Origin of the sequence: Vibrio sp. Vb1026, from assembly GCF_033338745.1 — a bacterium.
Taxonomy (GTDB): domain Bacteria; phylum Pseudomonadota; class Gammaproteobacteria; order Enterobacterales; family Vibrionaceae; genus Vibrio; species Vibrio alginolyticus.
This window is the reverse complement of record NZ_JAWOTH010000093.1, coordinates 1-1,358: the sequence shown is the minus strand read 5'-3', so window position 1 is coordinate 1,358 and position 1,358 is coordinate 1. Positions and strand designations below refer to the sequence as shown.

The following is a 1,358-nucleotide window of genomic DNA, read 5'->3' as shown; positions in this document are numbered from 1 at the left end:
CGTATGAATAACTTCCGCGATTTCTTTAATGTATTCAATCATACGTTGATTTAAATTCATTTCTTCATTTTCTTGTGTATAGTAAGCGATTTTTACTGTTTGTCCAACTTCAATTTCCCCACTATCAGGAGATATTTTACCTGCAAGCATATTTAATAGCGAAGATTTCCCGCTTCCATTCGCTCCAATAATTCCGATACGATCGCCTGGTTTCACGATATGATTGAAGTTGTTTAATACTGTTTTATCGCCAAATTTTTTCGTTACATCTTTTAACTCAAGTACTTTTTTTCCAAGGCGACTACCGCTAAGCGCAATATCAACTGACTGTTTTGCAGCTGGACCTTCTTGACCTTTTAACTCTTCAAATCGTTGAATACGTGCCTTTTGCTTTGTCGAACGAGCTTTTGCACCACGGCGAATCCACGCTAGTTCACGGCGATATAAGTTTTGACGCTTTGATTCTTGCGCAAGTTCTTGTTCTTCACGAAGTGCTTTCGCTTCTAAAAACGTACTGTAATTCCCTTCATAACTATACAATTTTCCATTATCTAATTCGAAAATACGATTCGTCACACGATCTAAGAAATAACGATCATGGGTTACAAGTAATACCGCACCTGTGTACCTTGCTAAATATTCCTCTAACCACTCAACTGTCTCATGGTCAAGATGGTTCGTAGGCTCATCTAAAATTAATAGATCCGGTGTTTCAATAAAACACTGCGCCATCGCAATACGTTTTTTCTGCCCACCAGATAAATTTCCAACAGTTGCTGTGAAATCCGTAATTCCTAGTTTCGTTAATAACGATTTTGCATTCGCATTTGCTTCCCACGCACTCATTGCGTCCATACGTTGTTGCACTGCAAATAACTGCTCTTGCACTTTCTCATTACTTGGATCTTTTTCGATATGTAATAGCGCCTTTTCATAATCACGAAGAAGACGAATTAAAGGTGTATCACCATGGAAGACTTGTTCTAATACTGTTAATTGTTCATCAAACTCTGGTTGCTGTGATAAATAACTAATTGTATACCCACGTGAATGAGTCATATCACCTGTGTCAGGAATTTCTGCCCCTGCAATAATTTTTAACAACGTTGATTTACCAGTACCATTTACACCAATAATTCCGGCACGTTGTCCTTCTGCAATACTAAATGATAATCCATCAAATAACGGTTTCTCTCCATATGATTTTGATAAGTTTTCCACAGTTAACATTTTCATATTTGTGCATTCCACTCTTTCATAAATTGTTCAATAAACTGTTCCATATAACGATGACGAACTTCAGCCTCTTGTTTTGCTGCATTCGTATTCATTAAGTCTTTTAGTTTTAAAAGTTTTTC

1 protein-coding gene is annotated in these 1,358 nt (G+C 36.9%); it reads right to left on the bottom strand.

Annotated elements, in window-relative coordinates; translation table 11 throughout:
- Positions 1-1,236: ABC-F family ATP-binding cassette domain-containing protein (locus R7E47_RS24405; RefSeq protein ID WP_318085272.1), on the bottom strand; the 1,236-nt coding region annotated here is incomplete at its 3' end.
- Positions 1,237-1,358 lie beyond the last annotated feature (122 nt).